Below are 19383 nucleotides of genomic sequence, written 5' to 3' on the forward strand. Positions count from 1 at the left end.
GCCCTCGCCATGAAACCATTGATCGGCGTCACGCCGGACTTCAATGCCGGCGATCGAAAAGACATGGGCGGCCGAGAGCCGACCTACTTTCTGCGCGCCCGCTATGCCCGCGCCATCGAGGCACTCGGCGGGGTGCCGGTGATTCTCCCCTTGACGGACGACCCGGCTTTGCAGCGCCGGCTGTTCGAGGGGATGGACGGCTTGCTCCTGACAGGCAGCGGCCCGGACTTGCCTCCGTCCCTGTATGGCGAGCGCCAGCGATACAAGTTCCGCGTCATGAGCCGACAGCGTTATGCGTTCGAACAAGCTATGGTCGGTCGAGCCATGAAGTCCCCGCTCCCTGTATTCGGGATCTGCGGAGGCATGCAGGCGATCAACGTCGCATTGGGAGGCAGCCTCATCCAGGACATCGGCTCGCAGCTCACGAAGGCCCTGCAACACCGGGCCCCGGGTCCGGCCACCGAGTACGCCCATGCGGTGCGCGTCGCGCCCGACAGTCTGCTGCGGCGGATCACGCGTCAAGCCAGCCTCCGCGTAAACAGTTCACACCATCAGTCGGTCAAGACCGTCGCCCCCTCGCTGATCGCGACCGCCGTGGCGCCCGACGGCGTGATCGAAGCGATTGAGGCGGCCGACCGCCGACGCTACCCTTTCTTCCTCGGGGTCCAGTGGCATCCGGAATATCTCTTCGACCGCTATGCGGTGCAATGCCGCCTGTTCGAAGCTTTTCTCCAGGCCGCCCGCCGTGGCTAATTCTCTCTTCCGGACCAAATCCATCGAACAGATTCTCGCCGACAGCAACCATCCGAAGCACCGGCTGAAAAAGTCCCTCTCGGTCTGGGACCTGACGGCGCTCGGCATCGGGGGCATCATCGGCACGGGCATTTTCGTCCTGGTCGGCACAGCCGTGGTCGGAGACGCCAACCGTCCCGGCGCAGGTCCCGGCATCATCCTGTCGTTCATCCTTTCCGGTGTGGCTTGTGCGTTGGCTGCCCTCTGCTATGCCGAATTCGCCGCGATGATGCCTGTGGCCGGCAGCGCCTACACCTATTCCTATGCGACGCTGGGCGAATTTCTGGCCTGGATCACCGGATGGAATCTGATTCTGGAATATGGCGTCGCCTGCGTCGTAGTCGCCATCGGCTGGTCCGGCTATTTCAACAATGTCCTGAAAACGCTCGGCCTCCACCTGCCGGCCTGGGCGACTCATCCGCCTGGCGTGGACGGAGGGATGATCAACCTGCCGGCGGCGATCATCGTGCTCTGCGTCACCGCCGTGCTGATACGCGGGATGAAAGAAAGCGCCAGGGCGACCGGGCTCATCGTCATGATCAAGCTCGCCGTGATCGTGTTCTTTCTTGCCGTAGGCTCGTCCTCCGTGGACCCGTCCAATTGGGTCCCGTTCATGCCGAACGGATTTCAAGGGGTCGGAGCGGCGGCGGCCATCGTCTTCTTCGCCTTTATCGGCTTCGACGCGGTCTCAACGACCGCCGAAGAGGCCAACAACCCGCAGAAAGACTTGCCCATCGGCATCATTACGTCGCTCGGCCTCTGCACCGTCCTGTATGTGCTGGTGTCGGCCGTCCTGACCGGCATGATCCCCTATCAACAAATCGACATCCATGCGCCGGTTGCAGAAGCCCTACGTGTAGCGGGCTTTCGCTGGGGCGCAGCCCTGGTCGCCACCGGGGCCCTGGCGGGGATTACGAGCGTCCTGTTTGTGATGATGATCGGGCAGATCCGCGTTTTCTTCGCCATGTCGCGCGACCAACTGCTGGGCCCCTGGCTCTCCGCCGTCCACCCCCGGTTCGGCACCCCCCATCATGCGACGCTGCTGACCGGCCTCGGCGTGGCCGGCATGGCCGCGTTCGTCCAAATCGGCGAGGCAGCGGACATGACCAACATCGGCACCCTCTTTGCGTTTGTCCTGGTCTGCGCGGCGGTGCTCGTGTTGCGGCGGACTAAACCGGACCAGCCTCGGCCCTTCCGCATCCTGTTCATGCCCTGGATTCCGCTGCTGGGCATGGCGGCTTGTCTAGGCCTGATGGCATTCCTGCCGACGGTGACCTGGATCCGGTTCGGCGTGTGGAGCGTGATCGGCACAGTGGTCTACTTCCTCTATGGGAAGCACCACAGCCGACTGGCTGCGAAAATTGACGATTGAGTGATTGGCTGATTGAAGCGACGGCGACTGCTTCCGGTCAGCAAATCAGCCGATCAACAAATCAATCAATTCTGCAGAGGTTAGCTTGGGTCGGCGGCCGGAGTCGATGATCCGGCCGGGGCGGCTGTTTCGGTCTGGGCGCTTGGTTTGGCAGCGGCAGGAGCGGGGGCCGGTTTCGGAGGAACGGCGGGAACAGCAGCGGCTGTTTCCGTTCCAGGAACCGCAGCGACGGCAGCAGGCTTGGGAGGAGCCGCCGGCTTCGGCGGGGCCGGGCGTTCCGGCTTGATTCCCCCTTCCCAGGAAGGGCCGGAGTACATATCCGCCGCAAGGCCCTTGGTTTTCCACTTGTCTTCGAAGTCGGCCGCGGCCTTGTTCGGCGTCTCGCCCTTACCCACCACATCGTTCCAGGGATAGGATTTGGGTCCGATCTGGCACCCGCTCTCACCCCGATTCAGATACAGGGCGATGGGGTTCCCGCGGTAGGGGCCGAGGAAGATATGGACGCAGCCGACATATTCCATGAGGTGTGCCATCCGGCAACTCCGAAGGTCGGCATGATGCCATATCCGGAAACCCTGTGCAAGTGTATGTCGGTCGAGGAGAGCTGGACGCCGGCCATCAGCCGGCCGCGGCAACCCTGGCTCGCCCGTTGGCCGCTTTCCCCGAGCCATCGACATGCAGGTCGGCCAAGGTGCTTCGGCAAAGGCGGATGAACTCCTGCGCGGCCAGGCCTAAATGCCGGTTGGCAAGATACGCCAAGCCGACCGGATGTTTGGGCGCCGGATCGCGCAGCTCGATGATCCGCAAGGCGCCGCCCGCCAGCTGATGCCGGACGAACAGCTCCGGCAGGATCGTCAATCCCGCCCCCTGTTTCACCGCCTCCAGGATGCCCTCCGGCGACGTCATCTCGATGGACACTTGCGGGCGCACGCCCGCCTCCGCACATTCCGCCTCGACCATCTTGCGCAAACAATAGTCGGCCGGCATCAGAATCAACGGAAGGCCGGCCAGCTCCCGCATTTTCATGCGGCTGCCCTTGCGTGGAAAGCCGGCCGGCGCCACCAGGCAAAGGGTTTCCTCGAAGAGGCGGCTCGTGACCAGACGTTCGCTCCCGACCGGGAGGAGACAGAGGCCCAAGTCCAGACGGTTCGCCAGAAGATCCGCCACGACGTCGGCGGAAGGCCGGGCTTGGATCTGCAGCTGGACCTGGGGGAAACGCTGCCTGAACCGGGAGACCAGCGGCGGGATCAGATAAGCGTTCACGGTGGACAGGGTGCCGACCAACAGGCGGCCACGCTCCGCGCCCGTGAGGGCATGGATGGCTTGCGTCCCCTGCTCGAGTTCCCGCAAGGCCTGTTGCGCATGCTCGCGCAGGACCTGGCCAGCCTGGGTCAGGGCGACGCGCCGGCCGAGGCGATCGAAGAGCGGCGCGCCGAGTTCTTCTTCCAAGGACGCGATCTGGACCGAGAGAGACGGCTGGGAGACATGCACGGCCTCAGCCGCCCGCGTGAAGTTCTGCGCCTCGGCCACAGCCAAAAAATAGCGTAACTGTCGCATTTCCATGACGACCCTCCGACAAGTTCAATAGGCATAAGCTATGGCAATTATCAAAACAATGTATTGGACCTATGCATCTTAGCCCCGCTACAGTCCCCCCGTCAACCACCAAACGTGCCGCGATGCAACAAGTGCGGCTATCACGAAAGGAGACATGAGGTGAGCACCAAGTCCGTATGCGTCCGTTTCCCTCGCACGATCGTCGCCCTGGCTCTGGCTGGGCTGCTGTTGAGCAGCCTGGGCTGCGGCACGATGGAGGCTGCGCCGGCCGCATCCCTCTACAACCGGCTGGGAGGCAAGACGGCGATCACCGCCGTGGTGGATCAATTCGTGGCCAACGTGGCGCAGGACCGGCGCATCAACGGCCGCTTCGCCACGACGGATATTCCCAAGCTGAAGCGGCACCTTGTGGACCAAGTCTGCATGGCCTCCGGCGGGCCCTGCACTTACCAGGGCCGCGACATGAAGACCACCCATGCCGGGATGAAGATCTCGAATGCGGACTTCAACGCCCTCGTGGAAGACCTGGTCAACGCCTTGAACGCATTCAACGTGCCCGCGACGGAAAAGAACGAACTCCTGGGCCTTCTGGGTCCGATGAAGCAAGACATCGTCGAAGGGCCGTGAGCCGCTGGGCACGGTGGGGCGGGGCGGTTACGCCCCGCCCCCTGTGGGTCAGCCATGCCTGTGGTTCAACTATGCGAGGAGTCGGCCATGCAAGCCCCCGTCATCGTCTACAGCGATTTCAACTGTCCCTTCTGCTATGCCCTCAATGAAGAGCTCGGCAGGCTGGACATCACCGAGCGCCTCTCCTGGCGGGGCGTCCAACATGCTCCAGGGCTGCCCGTGCCCCTGGTTTCATGGAACGGGGAGTTGACGGAGGCCCTGGAGCGGGAAGTGGAGGCGGTGCGTCTGCGGGCGCCGGAGCTGCCGATCGAGGCGCCGGGCGGGAAGCCGAACACCGCGAGAGCCATCCGCGCCGCAGCCTTGGCCTTGGCAATGGATCGGCAACGGGGCCATGCCTTCAAGGATCTGCTCTATCGCGCCTTCTGGTGCCGGGGAACGGACCTGTCCGATCCCGAGACGCTCGATCGCCTCGCCGCGGAGGCGGGCTTCACCGGCCTGTCGTTCGCGCAGCTGGACCGGCACGAGATCGTCGCCACGACCTCAGGCTGGCAGCACGAGTGGGAGCAAAACGGTTGCCTTGCCGTCCCGGCGCTCCTGCGCCCAGACGGTGTGACGCTCATCGGGTTCCACGGACGCGAGCAGACCGCGCAGTTCTTACAGTCTGAGATCGGAGCGAGGCCGGGCAGCAGCAGGGCGGTGTAGCAGGAGACACGCCGCTCAGCGGCGGGAGGACGCGGCCAGCAGCAGACAGGCCAAGGCGCGCACTCGTTCAAAGTAGGCGGCGGCCTCATCGGTGAGATCGGGCAAGAGCCCGTTCAGGTCGGCCAGACAATCCTCCACCATGACGACGCGCTGAGGGTCCAGCCCCTCGGCCGAGTCCAAGTAGTAGGTGACGCAGCCGCTGATCACGGTGTCCAGCGTCATCAGCTCACCCTGGTTCGGATCGGAGAAGGTTGGCCAGCCCGCACCCTTGTGCCTCTGCCAGAGTTCGAGGAGATCGTTCACAACGTTCCTTGCAAGACATCCATCGCCAGCAACGTGCCCAAGGCCAGCAGGAGAACCCCGGCCAGCCGGTGCAGCCAGGCTGGGGTTCGCCCCCAATACTCCATCAATCGGTCGCGCAAGGGTGCCGAGATGCCCAGAAGCAGCAATCCCTTGACGACCGTGAGCACGCCGAGGGCGGCCCACAGCCAATGCCCTCGCAGAGGAGCCGCCCCCAGGAACAGCAACAACCCGCCCAGGATCATCCCTTGCGCCATGAGCAGACCGCCCAAAGGATCGGCCAATGCCAGCCGCATCCGTTCCTGCCACCAGGCGGGCAGAGCGATCATCGCCACGCCGATCCCGACCCACACCACACTGATGAGTCCGCCCACGAACAACGTCTGGATCATCTCACTCGTTCTCCAGCCAACCCAAGGCCCGCAGCAGGAGCAACGCCAGCGTGCACAAGGCCAGGCCCCAAAACCGGTAATCCACATCCTCCCGTTGCAGGCACCATTCCAATATGTTCTTTTTGAGCCCTTCGGGCCCGAGAGCCAGGAAAGTCCCTTTGACGACCATTGCCAGGCCCGTCACAATCCAGAGCGGCTCATAATGGAGGCCGGCGGCGCCCCAGAGCAGCAGGAGGCCCAGACAGACGGCTACCCCTTCCCAGCGCAAGAGGGTGGGGGACAAGGCCAGCGCCTCCCGCACCCGCGCAATCACGAGGCGGGGCGCTACCAACAGGGCCAGCCCGTCGGCCATCCAAATCCCGGCGATCGCGGCAAGGACGTACTTCATCAAGGCCCCGTGAATGGTGAGTAGTGAATGGTACCGGGAAAGGGAGCGGTCCTGAGCGCATTGACCCCTTCTGTCCGTTCACAATTCACGATTACCTGTTCACTTGTTCTACGGATAGAGCCCGCGCGCCAGATGCGCCTGCGCCACCTTATCAATGCCGCTCATCAGTGCGGCCATGCGCATCGTCACCCCGTGCTGCTGGGAGAATTGCAATGTGCGGTGGAAGGCCGCCGTGATGATCTCATGCAGCCGGTCCCGGATGTCCAGGGAGTTCCAGAAGAACCGCTGCATGTCCTGGACCCATTCGAAATAGGACACGATGACACCGCCCGAATTGGCCAGAATGTCGGGGATAACGAAGACGCCCTTGTCGGTCAGAATCTGATCCGCTTCCAGCGTGGTCGGACCGTTGGCCCCCTCCGCCAGAATCCGGCAGGAGATCTTTGCCGCGTTGGCCTTGGTGATCTGCTCGGAGAGGGCCGCCGGCACCAGCACCGTACAGTCCAGTGCCAAGAGTTCCCGGTTGGTGATGCGGTCGCCCATTGTGCAGGCACTGAGCGTCTGCCCGTTCGCGCGATACCAGGTCAGCAATTCGGGAATGTGCAACCCCTTGGCGTTGTAGAGCCCGCCGCTCACATCGCTGACCGCCACCACCTTGGCGCCGACCTCCGCCATGATGCGGGCCGTGTGGGCCCCCACGTTCCCGAATCCTTGAATCGCCACCGTCGCCTGTTGGATATCCAGTTTCAGGTGTCGCATGGCCTCCAAGGTCACATCCACCACGCCCCGGCCCGTCGCCTCTTCGCGTCCCAAGCTCCCGCCGATGGACAGGGGCTTGCCCGTGACCACCCCCGGCACCGCATAGCCGACCTGCATGCTGTAGGTGTCCATCATCCAGGCCATCACTTGCGCGTCCGTCCCCACGTCCGGCGCCGGCACGTCTTTGTCCGGCCCGATGAGCGGGAAAATCGCGGCGGCGTAGCGCCGGGTGAGTCGCTGCAGTTCCGCGCGGGAGAGCTGCTTGGGGTTGACCCGAACGCCGCCTTTCGCCCCGCCATACGGCAAACCAGTCAATGCACATTTCCAGGTCATCCACATGGCCAATGCCGCCACTTCCCCCAGGTTGACGTCAGGATGGTACCGAACGCCTCCCTTGGACGGACCGCGGGACGAATCGTGTTGCACGCGGTAGCCGGCAAACATCTTGACCGTGCCGTCATCCATCCGCACGGGCACATTCACCAACAGCGACCGTTCCGGAAGTTTCAGCCGCTCGCGAAGATTTTGGTCCAGATGCATCCGTTCGGCCGCCTGATCGAACTGCGCGACCGCCAAACGGAACGTATGATTGTCGAGTTCGTTCACAGCAATCCTCTTCCGCCTCCCACACCAGCCGACAGAACAGCCTCAGCCTGGTCCGGCTCGGTCCAGCCAAGATCGAACAATCGCCCGAAGTGTTCCGCCACCTGCCGCCGGACCAAGGGCATGTCCGCCGACCCGCCGAGCCGCGCGGCCATGGACGTCACCAGGCAACCGGCGATACCGCAAGGCGTGATCCGGCTGAACGGGGTCACATCGACATTCACGTTCAAGGCGAACCCGTGCATGGTGATCCCCTTGTTGATGCGCACGCCGACCGCGGCGATTTTTTCAGCCGGCTCACCGCCAATCCACACGCCCGGCAGCTTCTCCACCCGCCGCCCGGTGATCCCCCAGTCAGCCAGGGTCCGGATCACCACTTCCTCGAGAAGCCCCACGTAGGCTTTGGGGCCGGGACAATGGTCGGTCAGCTTCAGAATCGGATAGCCGACGAGCTGGCCCGGCCCGTGATAGGTCACCGAGCCGCCCCGTTCCACACGATGGACCGGAATCCCCTCGGCAGCAAGGTCCTTCCAATGGTCGTCCTTTCCGGTCCGCCCGACCGTAAACACCGGCTCATGTTCGAGCAACAGCAGGGTGTCGGGACGGCGGTCGGCGGCCCGTTCCTCGACCAGCCGATGTTGCAGGTCCCAGGCTTGGGCATAGTCCAAACGGCCAACATTGAAGAGCGCAGCGGGTGTGGACACGACGACCGCTCCCGTTGAACAAGCTCGTGCAGAACAAGGCGAATCGGGAAATCAGCATAGCACAGCCCCGGGACCCGGACAATCAGGAGCGGGCCGCGAGGCGGTTCCGATGAAAGAGCCCCGGCATCCTTGACCCGCCTCTGGAAAGAGATTACCCTTACGGGCGCAACGCGGCGATCACAGCATCCCGGAGCAAGCATCCTAAATGGACAATTCGAGCGCGATCCTGATTGTGGACGACGAGCCGGACATGCGGGCCCTGCTCAAAGACGTGCTGGAGGAACGGGGCCATCGAGTTCAGGTGGCGTCCAATGGCCGCGAGGCGCTCAAGAAGCTGGCCGAGGAAGAATACTCGGTGGTGCTGACGGACATCCGCATGAAAGAAATGCAAGGAATCGAACTGCTGGCAGAGGTCAAGCGGACGTACCCCGACATCAACGTCATTGTGATGACCGCCTTCGGCTCGGTGGAGAGCGCGATCGAGGCCATGAAACAAGGAGCCTACGACTATCTCACGAAGCCGGTGAAGACAGAAGAACTCATCCTGGTCATGGAAAAAGCCCTGCGCGAGGCCTCCCTGCGGCGCGAAGTCGGCCGGTTGCGGCGCGAGGTGCACAAGGAGTACAGCTTCCACCAGATCCTGGGGAAGAGCAAACCGATGCAGCAGGTCTTCGACCTGATCCGCCGGGTCGCCGACAGCCCCACCAACGTCCTGATCACCGGCGAGAGCGGGACCGGCAAGGAACTGGTTGCCAAGGCCATCCACTACAACAGCGAACGGCGCGACGCCCCCTTCGTGCCGGTGAACTGCGCGGCCATCCCGGAAGCCCTGTTGGAAAGCGAGTTGTTCGGCCACATGAAGGGCGCCTTCACCGACGCCAAGGGGGACAAGCGGGGCCTGTTCGAAGAAGCGCAAAAGGGCACCCTGTTCCTGGACGAGATCAGCGAATTGCCGCTCATGCTCCAGGCCAAGATCCTGCGCGCCATCCAGGAGCGGGAGATCCGGCGGGTCGGCGCCACGAAGTCCATGCCCGTGGACGTCCGCATCATCGCCGCCACGAATCTGCACTTGGCCGAAGAGGTCAAGGCGAAGCGGTTCCGCGAGGACCTCTACTACCGCCTGAACGTCATCGAGATCCACCTACCGCCGTTGCGGGAGCGTCGGGAGGATATCCCCATGCTGGTGGAGGCGTTCCTCAAGAAGTGCGCGGAAGCCAGCCACAAGAACCTGCGCGGCATGAACGAGACCGCCCTGGCGCTCCTCATGGACTATCCCTGGCCGGGCAACGTGCGGGAGCTGGAAAACGTCATCGAGCGGGCCGTCACGCTGGCGCGGGGCGAGAAGATTGTCCCGGACGATCTGCCGCCGGCCATCCAAGGCGCGCGCGGCGACCGAGCGGTCATCGACGAGGCGGCGGAGCACGTCCTGCCGTTGGCCGACGTGGAGAAAGAATACATTCTCCGCATCCTGGAAAAAACCGGCGGCAACAAGTACCAGGCGGCCCAAACCCTGGGCATCGACCGGAAGACCCTCTACCGGAAGCTGGCGGAAATCGAAGAGCGAAACAGGAAGTCGTAAGGAGCCGCGGGAGCATGATCGATGATGAGCTGATCGGCGAAGCCCACCTCCGCCACATCGTCGAGTCGGCGATGGACGCGATCATCACGATCAACGCCGAACAGCGCATCGTCCTGTTCAATCCGGCCGCCCAGCAGATGTTCCGCTGCGCGGCCACGGATGCCCTCGGCCAACCCATCGACCGGTTCATCCCGCAGCGGTTTCGCCCGGCGCACCAGGGCCACATCGAAACCTTCGGCCATACCAGAGTCACCAACCGGCGCATGGGGATGCTGGGCACGGTCACGGGCCTTCGCGCGGACGGGGACGAGTTCCCGGCCGAAGCCTCCATCTCCCAGTTCGACACCTCCACGGGAAAGTTTTTCACCGTCATTCTGCGCGACATCACCCAGCGCAAGCGAGCCGAGGCCGCGCTCCAGGAAAGCGAAGCCCGGTTCAAAGCCTTCATGGACAACAGCCCTACGATCGCGTTCCTGAAAGACACCCAAGGACACTACGTCTACGTCAACCGCCCGTTCGAGATGCACCTGAATAAGCCTGCCGCCCACGTGCTCGGCAAATCGGTCTTTGAAGTCTGGCCGTCAGACATCGCGCACAAGCTGCACGATCATGACGCCAAGACACTCGTCGCAGACACCACCATCGAGCATGTCGAGGTCATTCCCGATGCGAAGGGAGAACTCCGTCAGTGGCTGGTGCTGAAGTTTCCCTTCAGAGATTCGTCAGGAACACGCTATGTCGGCGGAGTGGGCCTCGACATCACGCATCGCAAGGACCTGGAGGAACAGCTTCGCCAGACCGAGCGGCTGGCCGAGCTGGGCACCCTGGCCTCCGGCATGGCCCATGAGATCGGCACGCCCATGAACGTGATCCTGGGCCGAGCCGAGTTCCTGATGCGGAAGACCCAGGAGGAGCAGACCAAGAAGGGGTTGGAAACCATCGTCGCGCAGGTGGAGCGGATCACGAAGCTCATGAACCAATTGCTGACCTTCGCCCGGCGGCGCCCGAGCGAGCGGCGCGCGATGGATCTGCGGACCACCGTGGAAACGTGCTTGGAGATCCTGAGCGAGCGGCTGGCACGGCACCATGTGAAGGTGGACACGACGATTCCCCTCGACCTCCCGCCGGTCCATGCCGACCAGGATCAGATGAGCCAAGTCTTCCTGAACCTGTTCATCAACGCCGTGCATGCGATGCCGGAAGGGGGCCAGCTCCGCATCGCGGCGGAGCCGACCGGCAACCACGTGACCGTCACGGTGGCCGATACGGGCCACGGGATTCCTGCGGAATACCTGACGAAGATTTTCACCCCATTTTTTACGACCAAGGAGGTCGGCAAGGGAACCGGCCTTGGGCTCACGGTCGTCCACGGGATACTGCAGGAACATGGCGGGTCAATCACCGTGGAAAGTCAGAAAGACCAGGGCACGGCCTTTACCCTCATGTTGCCTGTTTCTCCGTCCCAATAACTCGTTTCCCGCTCGTTCAACATTCCATTTTGGTTGGTTCTTCCTCCTTAATATTCTGTCCGATTGTAGAATTCTGGGACCGAGCGGGCGATCGCTTGCGCCGTACTTGTCCCCATTCACCCCACATCCTATGATCCAACCTTACGAGTCACTGCCATTGTCGGATAGGGAAACCCGCGTCCCTCCTGTGTTCTTCTCGATCGTGCTGGTCCGAATGGCCCGCTTGCTTCAGACAGGCATATCTATTGCGAAGGAGAGGATCGTACGGAGCCCTTCCTTAAGGGTCCAAAGGAGTCATGGTGGCAATAAAGGAGTCTGCGGTGTTGCTTGTAGTGGAAGATGATACGGCGATGCGAAGCCTCATCTGCGATGAATTTTGGGACTTGGGCCTCCGGATTGTGGAGGCAGGGGACGGAGACGAGGCCTTGCAGCGCATCGCCGAGCACCAGCCCGACCTCATCCTGACGGACCTCCGCATGCCGGCGGGGGGGCTCGACTATGTCGCCCGACTGCGGACCGTGGCGCCAAGCTGCCCGATCATCCTGATGACCGCCTTCGGAGACCCCAGAGTCAGGACGGAAGCGCTGCAAGCAGGCGTGACGGCCTATTTCAGCAAACCGGTGCGCATGAGCGACTTGAAGACCGCCGTCAAGGACTTGTTGGACCACAAGACGGGAGCAAATGGCAACTCGAGATAGAAAGCCTATCGCCTATGGCAAATGGCAAGAAAAGGGGCTGACCGCCTCCGAGCCATTCGCTAATTGGTTATAATTCATAGGCTCTTTGCCCTGGAGAACGAGATGGCCGGATCTCGACGAGACAGCACCCCTCCCCCTCTCACGCCGGATGACCCGATTCTGGCCGCCCACCTCGAAGCGGTGCGGGCGCTCGGCGAGCGGCTGCACGAGCCGATCGCGGTGATCGACCGGCAGTTCAAGCTCGTCTACGCCAACAAGCCGGCCCACGAGAGCCCGGACTGTCTGGAGATTGAGACTCCCGCCGTGAAGTGTCATGCGGCCTTCGTCGGCCAGTCCGACCCCTGCCCGATCTGCCCGGCGCAGCAAGTTTTTGACGGCCTGGACTTCAAGACGGTCGCCGAGCAGCTACCACCGGATGCGGCGACCTGCGGCGTCGTGGAAACATTTCCCCTGCACTCGGCGGACGGGGAGCGGGCCTGCGTCGTTCAAATTCTCAAGCCGCGCGGGGCAGCAGGGCGGGCCACCGCGGAGGCCAGCCGCCCGAAGAACAGCGACCATCTCGGGAGCATGATCGGACACAGTCCGGCCATGCGGGACCTGTTCGAGATGATCCGGTTGATCGCCGACAGCCAAGCCACCGTGCTCCTGCATGGAGAAAGCGGGACCGGCAAAGAACTGGTGGCCAAAACCATCCACCAGCTCAGTGGACGGCGCGACAAGCCCTTCGTGGTCGTGGACTGCGGGACGCTCACGGAAACGCTGCTCGAAAGTGAACTGTTCGGGCACTTGAAAGGCGCTTTCACCGGCGCGCACGCCGCCAAGAAGGGCCTCTTCCAGGAAGCGGACGGCGGCACCATCTTCCTGGATGAAATCGCCGATACGAGCGCGCACTTTCAGGCCAAGCTCTTGCGCGTCCTCCAGGAAGGTGAAGTGAAGCCGGTGGGGAGCGGACGATCGACCAAGGTGGATGTCCGGGTGATCTCGGCCACGAACAAGGACTTGCAGGGTCTGATCAAGGCCAGGACATTCCGCGAAGATCTTTATTATCGCCTCGCCGTACTGCCCCTGGCCCTGCCGCCGCTACGCGAACGGCGCGAGGACATTCCGCTGCTTATCCGACATTTCATCGAGGCCGCCTCCAAACGGCACCGCAAGCCGCTTCGAGACGTGACAGCCGATGCCATGCGGGCCTTGGTGGATGCGCCCTGGCCGGGTAACATCCGGGAACTCGAACATCTGATCGAGCGGGCGGTCGTCACGACGTCAGGTCCGCAAGTGACGCAAGCGCATTTGTTCGGATCCAACCCCTCACGCACCGCCCCGGCGGAAACTGATCTTCGCACGGTGGCTCGCACGGCAGCGCAACAGGCCGAGCGGACCCGCATCGAGGAAGCCCTGCGCCAAGCCTCCGGCAACCGGTCGCATGCCGCTCGGCTGCTCAAGGTCAGTCGGGCCAATCTCTACAATAAGCTCCGCACCTACCAGATCGTCTAGCCGTTGATAGGAACATTCCTTTCCATACTGGTTATTTTCTGTCGAGATAGTTCTTCAACCATCTACTAAGTATCCCCCAAGCCCCCTGCATAGACTATATCTGCCCCAATCTGTCTCTGCCGCCGATTATGCTGTTCAATTCTTTGGACAACAAAACCTCTTGAATTATATGGAAAGACATAGATCCGGTCGCGAAACTGTCCATGCCTGTGGAATTCTTCCGCGTTGCTGCGACCTGGCCGGGCTGACATTTCACGTCTACATTATTAATAAATATGGTTTTTTTGACTCTTTGACAGAAAGCCGCAACATGGCACGCCTGTTGCGGAGATAAACGTCCGCTGGCGGAGGGAGGGTAGCTAGGACCGGCCTCCGAATGACCCTGACCTGTCAATAAGAAGGACTCTCCGCCGGCACTTATTTTTCAATCATATGGAGAACGGGAGGCCGGGCAGCAGCAGACATAAGAAGGAATCCGCGATCTTTTTCCGGTGGCCGCAGGCTTTGCGACCGCCGTTGTTGTCAGAAAGGAGGCCGAGTGATGAGGTCCTTGAAGTCCCAACGCAGACGCCGCTCCGCGCAAGTGGTGGCGAGTCTGCAGGCAGCGCTGCTGGCGAGCAGCCTTATAGCATCGCCATCCCTGTTCGCTGCCGGTCCTTCGCATGAATCCCATCAGGGTCATGCGACGCCGGTGTCCGGTCCGGTGGCCGGCTCGAACTGGCAGGACGCCCTGAAGGCGCAGACGAAGGTGGAGGACGCCCTGGAGGGGCGCGCCGGACGCTCCGAAGTGGTCGAGATGCAACACAACCGGCTCATGCGCAAGATGGACGAGCAGATGGCGCAGGATGCCCAGGCGCATCAGACGTCCGGTTTATTCAACGGCATGTCGTCGATGCACCAATACATGGGGCAGGACGGATCCAGCTTCCTGCTGATGTCCGACAACAAGGTTGAACCGGTCTCGATGACCGGCGGCAAGTGTCCGGCCGGCGCGCCCGTGAAGACCTATGACGTCTCGATGATCAACGTCGAGATCTCCCTCAACCGGTGGCTGGACTACTATCCCGGCTACATGTACGTGCTGGCCCGGGACATCGACAAGGTTCGGGCGGAAGAGGCCAAGAACAAGGCAGCGCGTGAAAAAGAAGGCTTCGATCCGGGATCGGTGACCACCGGCCTCCAGGGCGACGCGATCCAACCGCTCGTCCTCAGGGCGAACCAGGGCGACTGCGTCAAGATCACCCTGCGCAACCAGATGGCAGACGAATCGGGCAGCTTGCACATCCAGTCCGCCGGCATGGTCATCAGCGCCACCGGGAAGGCGGCCACCACCACGAACCCGGATTCCGTCGTGGCACCGGGCAAGTCGGTAGAGATGGAATGGTACATTCCTTCCAGCACGCAGGAAGGCGTCCGGCAGTTCCATTCCTACAGCCGCGACCGCGAGCTGACCGTGTTGGGCCTCTTCGGCGCGTTCGTCGTCGAACCGAAGGGATCCAAGTATCTCGATCCGCTCGGGACCGGGGCGGCGCCGGAAACCGCCAGCGGCTGGCAAGTCATGATTGACAACGGCTCTGGGCCGGATTTCCGCGAGCACGTGCTCTTCTATCATGAGATCGGCGACGAGGCGTTCCGCCCGTTGAACAAGAAGAGCGACTTCCTGCCCCAGCGCGATCCGCTCACCGACGCCTACCGTCCGGGTGGCCGCGCGCTGAACTACCGCAGTGAGCCGTTCGGCATCGACCAGATGCACTTGCAGCACGAGTATTTCGGGTTCGAGGACGAGTCCTTGGCCTACAGCGCCTATACGTTCGGCGATCCGCCGACCACGATTCCTCGCGGCTACCTGGGCGATCCGACCAAGTGGCGCATTGTCCACGGTGGATCGGAAGTATTCCACTCGCACCATCCCCACAGCGGAACGATTCGCTGGCAGCGTAGCCCTGCGACCGAGCCCAACAACATGTGGGCGATGGGCCAGGACGGCCCGGTGAAGTATCCGGTCGTGCGGACCAAGTCCGATCGCGTGGACGTGGAGGTGATCGGGCCGTCGGAAGCATTGGACCTCGAACCGGAATGCGGCGGCGGCGGGTGCCAGCACCTGGCCGGCGAATTCCTGTTCCACTGCCACGTCGCCCACCACTATGTCGCGGGGATGTGGGGCTACGGCCGGTACTACAACACGCTCCAAGTCGGCCAGGGCCATACCGACACGATGCCGGACATGCGGGAACTGCCGGATCGGCAAGGACGGATGAAGCTCGGTGTGTCGTCCGACAAGCTGATCGGGACGACCGTGGATTGGTTCGGCAAGAAGTTCAAGATCGTGGATCGGAAGCAGAAGACCAACTGGAAGGCCGATCCGGCGATCGTGAACATCAAGGACTGGGTGGAAATCTTCGTGCCGGCTCAGGGCCAGCCGGGCCATAAGGACGACGAAGTCGCCCAGATCAAGGCCTATGACGCCACCGTGTGGGACTGGAAGTGGGACGGCGACGTCGCCAAGGGCGAGCGGGAGAGCACGGCCAAGAATCCGAAGTACCCGGCGGCGGACAAGTGGTCGGACAGCACCAGACCGGCCATCCTGTTCGATCCCACCACGGGGAAAATGGCATGGCCGCTCTTTAAGCCGCACTTCGGCAAGCGTGTGCCCTTCTCGGCGAACCACAGCGGGGCGCCCTGGCTGGAGCCGATCCACCAGGATGAAAACGGCGAGCGGACCTCGGAGCCGGCCAAGCCGGGTGAGAACGGCCCGTGGAGCCTGTGCCCGAACAATGCGAACACTCCCAAGGTGAACAACCTGCACTTCATCCGGCTGCCCATCACCCTGTCCAAAAAGCAGGGGAAGGAGCCGGCGATCACGGACAAGGACGGGTTGATTTACGTTCACCATGAGGAAGAGCGGTTGACCCGTGCCAACGACGATATGAAGTATCCCGCGGTCCTGCGCGCCAACGTGTACGATTGCGTGGATACGATTCTCACCAGCGAATGGGACGATGATGATTTCACCAACTTCCAGTCGTCCAAGATCAACATCCATCCCCATTTCTTCCAGTTCGATACGGGGAACTCGGACGGCGTGATTTCCGGGATGGAGTATGAAATGTCGGTCCGCCCCTTCACCATGTGGGGGAAGAAGACCAATCACGGGTTGCCCGCGCCGATGGTCGCCAAGGTCGTCGGCGGAGCGAAAGCCGGCGCCACGTCCATCAAGATTCAGATGGCGCCCGGGGCGGCGGCGTTCCATGTGAACACCGAAGTGATGGTGGGCATGGATTGCTTGGAAAAGGGCAACGATCACGCGGCGTCACTGCCGCGGGATAAGAGTTGCTCCGAGGTCGCCCGCATCAAGTCGATCAACGGAGATACCCTCACGTTCTTCAAGCCGCTGAAGCAGAACCATCCGGCCAACGACCTCGTGTCGCCGGAGTTCGTGCGGTATCGGTATTGGGTGGATGCGGACTACGGCACCGTGTTCTGGCATGACCATGCCTTCGGCGCGACGACCTGGCCTCACGGCGGGTTCGGCGTGACGCTCGTGGAGCCCTTCGGGTCCACGTATCATGATCCGAAGAACGGGAAGCTGGTCTACAGCGGACCGATCGCGGACATTCACGGCACCGAGCCGATCGGCTTCGGGGTGAGCGGGAGCTTCCGTGAGCTGATGGTGTCGATCCACGACACCGTCCCGCACACCGTGAACGTGATCCAGGCGGGCAATCCGCCCGGACAGCCGGTGGAAGTGGCGCTGGAAGCGGGTAAGACCGTGTCGTTCCAGATGCCGGAGAAGATCCTCAATGCGCCCAACCAGTACATCAACGGGGGGACGCACACGACCGGCAGCGGCTTCAATTTCCGAGCCGAACCGTTCGCGCAACGGTTGTCGAACAACCCGGACACCTCGGTGTTGTTCAGCAGCGCCGTGCACGGGGATCCGGATACGCCCATGCTGCGGGCCTACGCAGGCGATACGGTCGTGTTCCGGCTGTTGCATCAGTTGATGAACGAGTCGCACGTGTGGACCATCTCCGGGCACACGTTCCTGACCGAACGGTACGCCGGGGACGCCAATCGGAAGTACTCGATCCATGTCGGGATCGCCGAACGGTACGACCTGGTGACCAAGGCGGGCGGCTTCCAAGGCATGCCGGGTGACTACATCCACTTCAACGGCCGGAGCTCCCACTTCGCCGAAGGTGGATGGGGGATCTTCCGCGTGCTGGACAAGCCGGCCGCGGATCTGCAACCGCTCCCGAAGGGCACCAACCCCACGGGCATTCCGGTGACGCCGAGCAATGTCTGCCCGGCGGACGCACCGGTGAAGACGTTCAACGTGGTGGCCATAGACCGTCCGTTGAAACTGAACCCGAAAGCACCGGACGCGATTGAAGTGGACTTCGAGCGCAAGATCGAAATGACCGTCCCCGATGGCAAGATCTTCGCGCTGGAAGAGGACGCCACGAGGGTGGCGGGCAACGTGATGCCGCATCCGCTCACGCTGCGCGTCAACGTCGGCGATTGCGTCAAGGTCAATCTGAAGAACAAGATGAAGGCGAGCAAGGCGTCGTTCTTCGCGCCGGGCCTGGCCTTCGATCCGAAGGACAGCCAGGGCCTGAACGTCGGCAACAACGGCGGCGATCAGACCGTGGCGCCGGGCGGGAGCCGCACCTACACCTACTATGCGCATCCGGGCAACAAGGAGACGACATCGTTGGTGTGGGACGGCGGGAACATCGTGACCAATCCGCGCAACGGGCTCTACGGGGCGGTCGTCGTCGGACCGCGCGGGTCGCAGTATCGCGATCCGGTGACCGGCGAGGATCTCTCGCAGAAGAACGCCTGGCGGGCGGATGTCATCGTGGACCGGAGCCTGACGGAGAATGCCGGCAAAGCGAACTATCGCGATGTCGCGCTGTTCTTCCAGGACGAGGACAACATCATCGGGACGGCGTTCATGCCCTACGTGCAGAACGTGGCGGGCGTGACGGCGGTCAACTACCGAGCGGAACCCTATAAGTTTCGCGAGGAGCAGGGCTGCGGCCTGGACAAGGTCTTTATGCCCTGCAAAGTGGACGCGCCGGAAGATCCCGTAACGCCATTGATCGAAGCGCATACGGGCGACGCGGTCCGGATCCACGTGATCGGGGCGAACAACGAACAGAACGGCATGTTCTCGGTGGAAGGCCACGAGTGGCCCATCGAGCCCTACATGCCGGGCGCCGACCAGATCAGCGTGGTGGAGTACTCCGGGTCCGAGACCCTGGATGTCTTCCTGCGCGGCGGCGCGGGCGGCCCGGCCCGGTTGGCGGGCGATTACGTCTGGTCCAACCAGCGGCTGCCCTATACCCAGTCCGGGCAGTGGGGCTACTTCCGGGTGCTGCCGGCCGGCGATCAGCGGATCCTTCCGCTGTCGGGCGGCGCAGTCGGAACCAAGAACGCGGAGGTCCCGCCCAGCCAGCCTTCGGCCGGCCAGGCGATCCCGACCGCGATGAAGTAGTCGCAGTGCACGGGTAACACCGAGGACGGGGGAGCTGCAGAACAACGCAGCTTCCCCGTTCTCTTTCACGCTGAATGCTGAATGCGGAATGATGAGCGGGCGAGGCCGTTCGTTCATCCTTCGTCACTCATCCTTCATCATCATCTTACAGAGGGGGCCGGCATGCGGACATGGACCAGGACAGTCATAGGAACGGTGGTTGGCGTAGCGTTCTTGCTCGGCTTCGGCGAGGTCGAGGCCTACGAAGAAGTCACGGTGACCGACGGCGGGACATTGACCGGGCAGGTCACGCTCGACGGGGCCGTGCCGAAACCGAAGGGCTACAATCTGACCACCCTGCCCGACCCCCTCTATTGCGGGCGCATTTCCGACGGGCAAGGCTGGCGCATCCTGCAACCGTTCCAGGTCGGGCCGGCGGGCGAGTTTCGCGAGCTCGTGGTCTATCTG

General features: G+C 62.8%; 17 protein-coding genes. 10 read left to right on the plus strand and 7 right to left on the minus strand.

Annotated elements, in window-relative coordinates:
• The first annotated feature begins 9 nt into the window (after window positions 1-9).
• Complete coding sequence (locus tag EPO61_00235; protein ID TAJ11056.1) at window positions 10-753, plus strand: gamma-glutamyl-gamma-aminobutyrate hydrolase family protein; 744 nt, start codon at window positions 10-12, stop codon at window positions 751-753.
• Window positions 698-2164, plus strand: coding sequence for an amino acid permease (locus tag EPO61_00240; protein TAJ11057.1), 1467 nt, complete (start codon window positions 698-700; stop codon window positions 2162-2164). Before EPO61_00235 ends, EPO61_00240 begins: the two co-directional genes overlap by 56 nt.
• A gap of 80 nt (window positions 2165-2244) precedes the next feature.
• On the opposite strand, the gene EPO61_00245 is transcribed toward EPO61_00240, so the two are convergent.
• Window positions 2245-2697 carry a hypothetical protein gene (locus EPO61_00245; GenBank protein TAJ11058.1) on the minus strand — a complete coding sequence of 151 codons (453 nt, stop codon included), beginning with the start codon at window positions 2695-2697 and terminating at the stop codon, window positions 2245-2247.
• A gap of 85 nt (window positions 2698-2782) precedes the next feature.
• Window positions 2783-3727 (minus strand): LysR family transcriptional regulator, encoded by a 945-nt coding sequence (locus tag EPO61_00250; protein ID TAJ11059.1) that lies wholly within the window; start codon window positions 3725-3727, stop codon window positions 2783-2785.
• 246 nt (window positions 3728-3973) lie between these two features.
• Here EPO61_00250 and EPO61_00255 point away from each other — a divergent pair, with 246 nt between their 5' ends.
• On the plus strand, window positions 3974-4348 hold the full coding sequence (locus EPO61_00255; GenBank protein TAJ11072.1) for a group 1 truncated hemoglobin: 375 nt from the start codon (window positions 3974-3976) through the stop codon (window positions 4346-4348).
• A gap of 54 nt (window positions 4349-4402) precedes the next feature.
• Window positions 4403-5050 (plus strand): hypothetical protein, encoded by a 648-nt coding sequence (locus EPO61_00260; protein TAJ11060.1) that lies wholly within the window; start codon window positions 4403-4405, stop codon window positions 5048-5050.
• A gap of 15 nt (window positions 5051-5065) precedes the next feature.
• Here the strand turns inward: EPO61_00260 and EPO61_00265 are convergent, their stop codons facing one another.
• The 5 genes from EPO61_00265 to lipB form a co-directional block, all read right to left on the minus strand.
• Complete coding sequence (locus EPO61_00265) at window positions 5066-5353, minus strand: hypothetical protein (GenBank protein TAJ11061.1); 288 nt, start codon at window positions 5351-5353, stop codon at window positions 5066-5068.
• Window positions 5350-5742: a hypothetical protein gene (locus EPO61_00270; GenBank protein TAJ11062.1), complete on the minus strand. Its 393-nt coding sequence runs from the start codon at window positions 5740-5742 to the stop codon at window positions 5350-5352. Before EPO61_00270 ends, EPO61_00265 begins: the two co-directional genes overlap by 4 nt.
• Window position 5743: 1 nt before the next feature.
• Entirely contained in the window at window positions 5744-6130 is a 387-nt protein-coding gene (locus EPO61_00275; GenBank protein ID TAJ11063.1) for a hypothetical protein, read from the minus strand.
• A gap of 108 nt (window positions 6131-6238) precedes the next feature.
• A complete protein-coding gene (locus EPO61_00280) occupies window positions 6239-7429 on the minus strand; it encodes a Glu/Leu/Phe/Val dehydrogenase (GenBank protein TAJ11073.1) in 1191 nt (396 codons plus the stop codon).
• Between the two features lie 62 nt (window positions 7430-7491).
• Complete coding sequence (lipB, locus tag EPO61_00285) at window positions 7492-8196, minus strand: lipoyl(octanoyl) transferase LipB (GenBank protein TAJ11064.1); 705 nt, start codon at window positions 8194-8196, stop codon at window positions 7492-7494.
• A gap of 205 nt (window positions 8197-8401) precedes the next feature.
• Between lipB and EPO61_00290 the strand changes: the two genes are divergently transcribed.
• From EPO61_00290 to EPO61_00315, 6 genes are all read left to right on the plus strand, one after another.
• On the plus strand, window positions 8402-9775 hold the full coding sequence (locus EPO61_00290) for a sigma-54-dependent Fis family transcriptional regulator (protein ID TAJ11065.1): 1374 nt from the start codon (window positions 8402-8404) through the stop codon (window positions 9773-9775).
• A gap of 14 nt (window positions 9776-9789) precedes the next feature.
• Window positions 9790-11244: a PAS domain S-box protein gene (locus EPO61_00295; GenBank protein TAJ11066.1), complete on the plus strand. Its 1455-nt coding sequence runs from the start codon at window positions 9790-9792 to the stop codon at window positions 11242-11244.
• A 296-nt stretch (window positions 11245-11540) separates the two neighbouring features.
• The gene (locus tag EPO61_00300) at window positions 11541-11942 is read left to right on the plus strand and encodes a response regulator (GenBank protein TAJ11067.1); all 402 of its coding nucleotides are present in this window, start codon (window positions 11541-11543) and stop codon (window positions 11940-11942) included.
• Between the two features lie 102 nt (window positions 11943-12044).
• Window positions 12045-13436 carry a sigma-54-dependent Fis family transcriptional regulator gene (locus tag EPO61_00305; GenBank protein ID TAJ11068.1) on the plus strand — a complete coding sequence of 464 codons (1392 nt, stop codon included), beginning with the start codon at window positions 12045-12047 and terminating at the stop codon, window positions 13434-13436.
• Window positions 13437-13974: 538 nt separating this feature from the next.
• Complete coding sequence (locus EPO61_00310; protein TAJ11069.1) at window positions 13975-18936, plus strand: hypothetical protein; 4962 nt, start codon at window positions 13975-13977, stop codon at window positions 18934-18936.
• Between the two features lie 186 nt (window positions 18937-19122).
• Window positions 19123-19383, plus strand: a 261-nt coding sequence (locus tag EPO61_00315; GenBank protein ID TAJ11074.1) for a carboxypeptidase regulatory-like domain-containing protein, incomplete at its 3' end; no start/stop codon positions are given.

It is taken from the genome of Nitrospirota bacterium, assembly GCA_004296885.1.
Taxonomy (GTDB): Bacteria; Nitrospirota; Nitrospiria; order Nitrospirales; family Nitrospiraceae; genus SYGV01.